Annotated in this window: 4 protein-coding genes and 4 tRNA genes; all 8 read right to left on the bottom strand. The window is 36.3% G+C overall.

Annotated elements, in window-relative coordinates; translation table 11 throughout:
• Positions 1–267: 267 nt before the first annotated feature.
• The 8 genes from ACODST_RS27615 to ACODST_RS27580 all read right to left on the bottom strand — a co-directional run bounded on the left by ACODST_RS27615 (position 268) and on the right by ACODST_RS27580 (position 6,064).
• A complete protein-coding gene (locus ACODST_RS27615) occupies positions 268–2,583 on the bottom strand; it encodes a hypothetical protein (RefSeq protein ID WP_488935318.1) in 2,316 nt (771 codons plus the stop codon).
• Positions 2,584–2,978: 395 nt separating this feature from the next.
• A tRNA-Glu gene (locus tag ACODST_RS27610) sits at positions 2,979–3,051 on the bottom strand.
• A 309-nt stretch (positions 3,052–3,360) separates the two neighbouring features.
• A tRNA-Ser gene (locus ACODST_RS27605) sits at positions 3,361–3,434 on the bottom strand.
• 137 nt (positions 3,435–3,571) lie between these two features.
• Positions 3,572–3,644 (bottom strand) — tRNA-Trp (locus tag ACODST_RS27600).
• Positions 3,645–3,646: 2 nt separating this feature from the next.
• A tRNA-OTHER gene (locus tag ACODST_RS27595) sits at positions 3,647–3,717 on the bottom strand.
• 4 nt (positions 3,718–3,721) lie between these two features.
• Positions 3,722–5,092, bottom strand: a complete 1,371-nt coding sequence (locus ACODST_RS27590; protein WP_488935317.1) for an SDR family NAD(P)-dependent oxidoreductase — start codon at positions 5,090–5,092, stop codon at positions 3,722–3,724.
• The gene (locus ACODST_RS27585; RefSeq protein WP_488935316.1) at positions 5,089–5,370 is read right to left on the bottom strand and encodes a hypothetical protein; all 282 of its coding nucleotides are present in this window, start codon (positions 5,368–5,370) and stop codon (positions 5,089–5,091) included. The genes ACODST_RS27590 and ACODST_RS27585 overlap by 4 nt, the downstream gene beginning before the upstream one ends.
• Position 5,371: 1 nt before the next feature.
• Entirely contained in the window at positions 5,372–6,064 is a 693-nt protein-coding gene (locus ACODST_RS27580; protein ID WP_488935315.1) for a hypothetical protein, read from the bottom strand.
• Positions 6,065–6,185 lie beyond the last annotated feature (121 nt).

The following is a 6,185-nucleotide window of genomic DNA, read 5'->3' as shown; positions in this document are numbered from 1 at the left end:
TGCCACGAAGGCGCTAAGACGCTAAGGTTTTTTTTAAAAGACGCTTTCTTTTTGCCACGAAGGCGCTAAGACGCTAAGGTTTTTTTTAAAAGACGCTTTCTTTTTGCTGCGAAGGCACTAAGACGCTAAGTTTTTTTATAGACGCTGTTTTTTTGCTACAAAGGCACTAAGGCGCTGCGTTTTTTTTTTAAAGATACTTTCTTTTTGCCGCGAAGGCGCTAAGGTTTTTATTCTTCATAGGTAAAACGGGAAGCGGTCTGAATTACTTTAAAGTGCTTCTTTTAAAAACTGGATTAATTTTTTTCTTTTAATTTCTGTGTTCCAGATTGTTTCTCCGTTTATGCAAAAGGCCAGCGATTCGTTTTTCAGTTTTTCAAATGTAAAATTGGGTATTTCGGTTGTAAATGTAAAATCAGTATTTTGAAGGTTCAATTGCAGCTTTCCTTTTAAAGGGTAATAAACATCTTTTTCGATTTGTAAATGATATTCAAAATGGCATTCCAGACGATCTTCAAATGGTTGGATTGCATAGAAAAAACAGTTGTAACTGTAAAAAAGCAGTTCCTGTAGTTTTAAATCAAACTCTTGTTTATCTTTCAAAAAACACCATTTTCTGTAATATTCATCGGCAAATTTTAACTTATGGTTACGGTCATACAGGCATTTTACGGTTTCGGGATCAAATGAGTCTTCTTGTTTTTTTAGTTTTACTTTATAAATAAAAGGTTCATAGATCGCTGTACCGCTTTCGGGAACAAACGGAAAAACAGAAGTATAAAAGGCATCATTGGTTTTGGAAATGCTGTTAAACATTTGCTCCTTAAACTCTTCTTCTGAATACAAACTTCCGTAACGCTCATAATTTAAAATCCGGTTAGAAGCATCAAAGGTGATAATGGTTTCTTCGTTATTTAATTCCTTTACAAAACTGTCATAATAGGTTTTTCGGCCGTATTTGAGATCCATTTCTTCATTTTCAAAAATCACTCTCGTAATTTCCCTGCCCAGCGGATCTTGTACCAAAACGCCTTTATAGCGCAAGGGTTCCTGTGTTCCGGCTGTTTTTTCGAGAATATCATATACGATATAACCTCTTTCGAGCCTTTTGTTGTGATAAATTGCTGACTCATAATGGAAAGATTCAAAATCAGTAAGTTTTTCTGAATCGGAACAGTAATAGGCTATAAAACAACAGCTATTGCCTTTGTACTTTTTTATTTCTTTAAGAAAGCCGTTTATTTTTATTTCTTTCTGATATTCATAGATGTGTCTGGTTTCGGTTTCTGAAATCAAATCGCCCAAATGGTTCCTGAAAACTATTTCAATTTCATCTGCTGAACTTTCGGGAACTTCTGGATAAAACGTAGTAAAAAAAGGATCTTTTGTTTTTTCGAAATAGGTTTCGGGCGTTAGATTGAGGGGTTCCCAAACTTTATCATCCCACATCGAATCCGAGAAAAAATCGCAGTCGTCGACATCGTACAATTCGCCCTTTTGGTCGTATTTGAAAATACTGAGTACTTCTGATTCGTAATTGTTTTTGTAACAAAACTTTTCGGCAGTATACTCTCTTTCTTTTTCGGTCATAAGATACTGCACACTTATTAATTGCTGCTGAAAATTATAAACCTCTTTTCTTTTTTCGGTCAAAATACCGTCTTCGTTATAACATACAACTTCCCAGCAGGTACAATTATTTTGTACTACAGGCTGGTGATAATAACAATAAGCTGTTCCATTTGTCCTGTTTGCCAAAAAGTCGTCTATATGCTCTTCGGCTGTAAGATAAAACGTTTTTGAAGTTACTTTTCCGCATTCTATTTTTTCTGTTAATCGTTTCTTTTTATTGATATACAAAACCTTATCGAAATAAACTTCGGTAAATATTTTTTCGAACGGAATTTTATTCTTTTTGTAGTAATGCAGATATTCAATATGCACTTCAGGAACGGTATAGGAAGAATCTGGGATTGCAGGAGAAAATGTTTTAAAGAAATCTTTATTGATGTTTAATCCGTAGCGCTCTGAAAAATCATTGGTAAAGAAAAATTCCTCAAAATTCATATCGCTGTTTTCATTAGAAAAATAAGCCGATTCGAAATCCCCGTTTTCAAAATAGTTCACTTTTACAATAGAATCCCTTTCGGTTTTTCGGTCGATCTGCGAATACTTTGCGTTATTTTTCAACGTTTTTGTATATGTCGATTCCTGATAACTCTGCAAAGATTTAAAAGACTCAACAACGATATTTTCGTCTTTATCCTTTATTATAACGGATTGTTTATCGAGTGTTCTAAAATTATAGCTTTGAAACAAATAAACGGTATAGTTGGCCTTTTCGAATAACCTGAGATAAAAATGTCTGTCTATAAACTGGTTGTTTTCGAGCAGTTTTTCTTCTACTGATTCGTGTACCTGCAGATAATAAGTAGTAAAATTGCCATGCCCGTTCTCTGTTATATATTCGACTTTAACCAAATCATTATCGGAATAATAATTTTTAAAGTATGATTTTGCTGTTTTGAGTTCTTTTTCGGTCAGGATTTTATCATTCCTCGAACCTTTATAAATAATCTTTTCCATTCTTACTAAAATACTATAATCTGCCTAAAAAACAAATTGGGTTTCTTAGGCTTTTTTTGAATACCTGGTGCTTTTTTTTGCCACTAAGGCGCTAAGTTTTTTTTCTCTTTGCCACAAAGGCACTAAGACGCTAAGTTTTTTTTTAAAGACGCTTTCTTTTTGCCGCAAAGGCACTAAGACGCTAAGTTTTTGTTTGCTTCTTTAATCTTGCAGAGGCGCTAAGTTTTTTTTCTCTTTGCCACAAAGGCACTAAGATGCTAAGTTTTTTTTAAAAGACGCTTTCTTTTTGCCGCGAAGGCACTAAGACGCTAAGTTTTTGTTTGCTTCTTTAATCTCGCAGAGGCGCTAAGTTCTTTTTCTCTGTTTTGAATTTTTCTTTTGTTATTAAAAATTTGTAAAGTGAGCGGGATTCGAACCCGCAGCCTCCTGCTTGAAAGGCAGGTGTTCTTCCAGTTGAACTAACACTTTGTTTTTTGAAGACGCTATTTTTTTTGCCACAAAGACACTAAGATGCTAAGTTATTTTTTATAGCTGTTTGTCAAAACAATTATCCGCATTACAGAAGAACCTTTGAACCTCTGCTTCTATGTACCTTTGAACCTAAAAAAAATTGCCGCAAAGGCACTAAGACGCTAAGTTTTTGTTTTCTTTTTTAATCTTGCAAAGACGCCAAGTCGCTGAGCTATTTTTTATAGCTGTTTACGGGAACAATTATCGACATTACAGAAAAAAATCTCTGAACCTTTGTCCCTATGTAACTTTGAACCTTAAAAATGAAAAGGTGTGCAGGGACTCGAACCCGCATCCTGCTGTTTAGCAAACAGCTGCTCTTCCAATTGAGCTAACACCTTTATTTTTTTGCAGCAATCCCGATAGTTATCGGGAGCAGAAGCGCTAAGCTATTTTCTATAGCTGTTTATTCGGAAAGTTATCGGCATTACAGAAAACCCTTTGAACCTCTGCCTCTATGTAACTCTGAACCTAAAAAAAAGGTGTGCCTGGACTCGAACCTGCACCTTCCCCAGTGGCGGGGGACGCTCTTCCAATTGAGCTAACACCTTAGCAGGATAATTGGGATTTGAACCCAAAACCATTGCCGGGCAGCAATTGTTTTTCCATTTAAACTACTATCCCTCTGTTACCATGGAGAAATCCTGTAGTTTTTTAACAGAACTCCAAATATAGTATTTCCTTTTATTCCCTGCACTATTGGGTCGAAAATTCTGCTGGCACCGTCTACAGAATCCAATGGCGGAACATACCCTTCTTCAAACTGTTTTTTTCGAAGGCTTTCCCTTGCTCCTGTCGAAATCCAGCCTACGTCTACACTGGTCATAAAAATAGCATCTTCAGCAAATTCTTTGGCCGATGTGAGCGTCATCATGTTCAGCGCTGCTTTGGTCATATTGGTATGCGGATGAAAAATCGTTTTGTTGGTGTAACTGAAAATCCCTTCGGAAGAGGTTACATTAATGATAAAACGTTCTTCAAATGCTGAATTTAAAAACAACGGTTTTAATTCTTTTATCAAAAAATACGGCGCCATCTGATTGATCAGGTTTACCTCAACAAGTTCATACATGCTGATTTCTTCGAGAGTGGAATTCCAGCTCGTTTTTTCCCGATTATCCACCGGCTGCCCAAAACGGGTTAGTTTTAATTCTGTTTTTTCTTCGAAACCATATTCAAGTGCTTTTACTTCCTGGGTTACGTTGGTTGGGTTCGCAATCAGTCTGGTATTTGATTTGAATTCCAGCAAGAGTTTTTCTTCTTTTTGGATCAACGGCACATAATATTCATCCGGATATTTTATCGTTTGTGCTGCATTGTTGATCAATATATCCAGACTTTCAAATTTGGATTTGTAAAACGAAATAAATTCGTTTATCGCATTGAGGTTTCGCAGGTCCAGACCGTAAATGATCAGGTTTTCTTTCCATTCTTCAAAATCATTTTCCTGACGAAACTGTTCGAGTGCCAATGCCGGGAAACGGGTTGTAAGCACCACATTTGCTTTGTTTCGCAATAATCGTAAAGCGGTGGCAAAACCTACTTTTACACGGCCTCCGGTTATAATTACATTTCGGCCTTTTAGATCGGTATTCTGAAAACGCTTTTCGTAATTTTCTTCGGCGCAGGCCGGACACAAACGGGTATAAAAACTATGCGCCAGTTTGTATGACTGATTGCAGGCGTAACAGTTTTTAGGCAGATTCAGTTCTGTAAACTGCTGATCGTTTGGGTTCTCATTCTCTGCAAATAGGGTTTCACCATTTAAGGCTTTGGCAACCAGTTCTGCATTTAGTGTTACCTCTAGATCTTCTTGTTTCTTTGCGGTATAACTTGTGCTTCGAATGTTCTTTTTGGCGTTTTTATGGATTTTGGTAATGAGTCCAGCAAACAAATCATTATCGGGATTTTCAAACGGTGCTTCCTTTAAAGCTGTTAGAACTTTAACGCATATTTTCCACTCTTCATCGTTAAAAGAATAGTTTTCTGTCTCTTTCATTTTATTCGTTTAAAAAGTCTTCCAATCAGATTTCCTTTTTCCGGAAACCTCTTTGTTTCATTCAAATTATCAACCTGCTCTTTTTTTAAGGTATACTTTCCATCCCGAATCGTTTTTCTGACTTTTTTATGGATTTTAACCACTAAACCTGCAAACAAATCATTGTCGGGATTTTCGAACGGAGCATCTTTTAAGGCGGTTAAGACTTTAATGCAGTTTGCCCATTCTTCATCGCTAAAAGCATATTTTTTGTTTTCTTCCTGCTTATTTTCTTCCATTTTACTCGTCTAAAAAGTCTTCTAAAAATCCTATGAATTGTTTTCCGTCAGCTGACCATCGCAATCCTTGTCCGTTTGGGAGTCTTACTTCGTAAACCAAACCGTGTTTGTAATGGTAGAATATATTCCACCAGGTTTGATATCCTATCATATGATGCACCAGTTTTTCTACCATTAAGCGTTTCTGTTCACGGTTTCCTTTTATTTCGCCCAAAACACATCTGCTATCTTTTGTTCTGCCAACATGTTTTTCCCAGGCTCTTACCGCAATCGTAATTTCGTTGTTGTAAGGCTGAAAACAGCTTTCTATAAGGTCCCGTTTTGAAGGCGGAATTCCGGTTTCGTCCCGTTTGCTGGCTGAAGTTAACCTTTGTCCTAATATAATCAATAATATTTCGAAAGGCGTTTCTTCGAGCATTTTAATAAGATTCGGTTTTAAATCCTCCGAACCTGTTTCAAAAGCTTTCAGGGCTGCTTCAAAATAAATCATTTTATCTTGTATTGGAACTACGATTTCATCCTTAAAATAAGGTTTTCTAACCATTTCTGTTTTTTGATCGTAAAAGGATAGCAGGTTTCTTGAAAACAAATATAGGTTTTCACCCGTTACAAACAGGGCGTATTTTTGTTTCCAGTCTTTGTCAAGATCCGGAACCACGGCTTGTAATTCATTAAAAAACGGAATAACGTTCATTTTTTGTTTCCTATCAAATGTCCCTATGGGACAATATATTATACAATCGTTATTATGCTACCGACGAAATGTTCCTGACGGAACAACTGACGAACATGATATTTTCAATGCTACCAACGAA

This window comes from Flavobacterium sp. FG19, assembly GCF_057809475.1.
Note: the sequence above shows the minus strand (reverse complement) of the source record. Positions and strands in the feature narration are given on the sequence as shown.

What these genes read in the sequence shown, in the direction of transcription:
- ACODST_RS27615 (WP_488935318.1), bottom strand. Translation starts at nt 2,583, where the DNA reads ATGGAAAAGATTATTTATAAAGGTTCGAGGAATGATAAAATCCTGACC.
- ACODST_RS27590 (WP_488935317.1), bottom strand. Translation starts at nt 5,092, where the DNA reads ATGAAAGAGACAGAAAACTATTCTTTTAACGATGAAGAGTGGAAAATA.
- ACODST_RS27580 (WP_488935315.1), bottom strand. Translation starts at nt 6,064, where the DNA reads ATGAACGTTATTCCGTTTTTTAATGAATTACAAGCCGTGGTTCCGGAT.
- ACODST_RS27585 (WP_488935316.1), bottom strand. Translation starts at nt 5,370, where the DNA reads ATGGAAGAAAATAAGCAGGAAGAAAACAAAAAATATGCTTTTAGCGAT.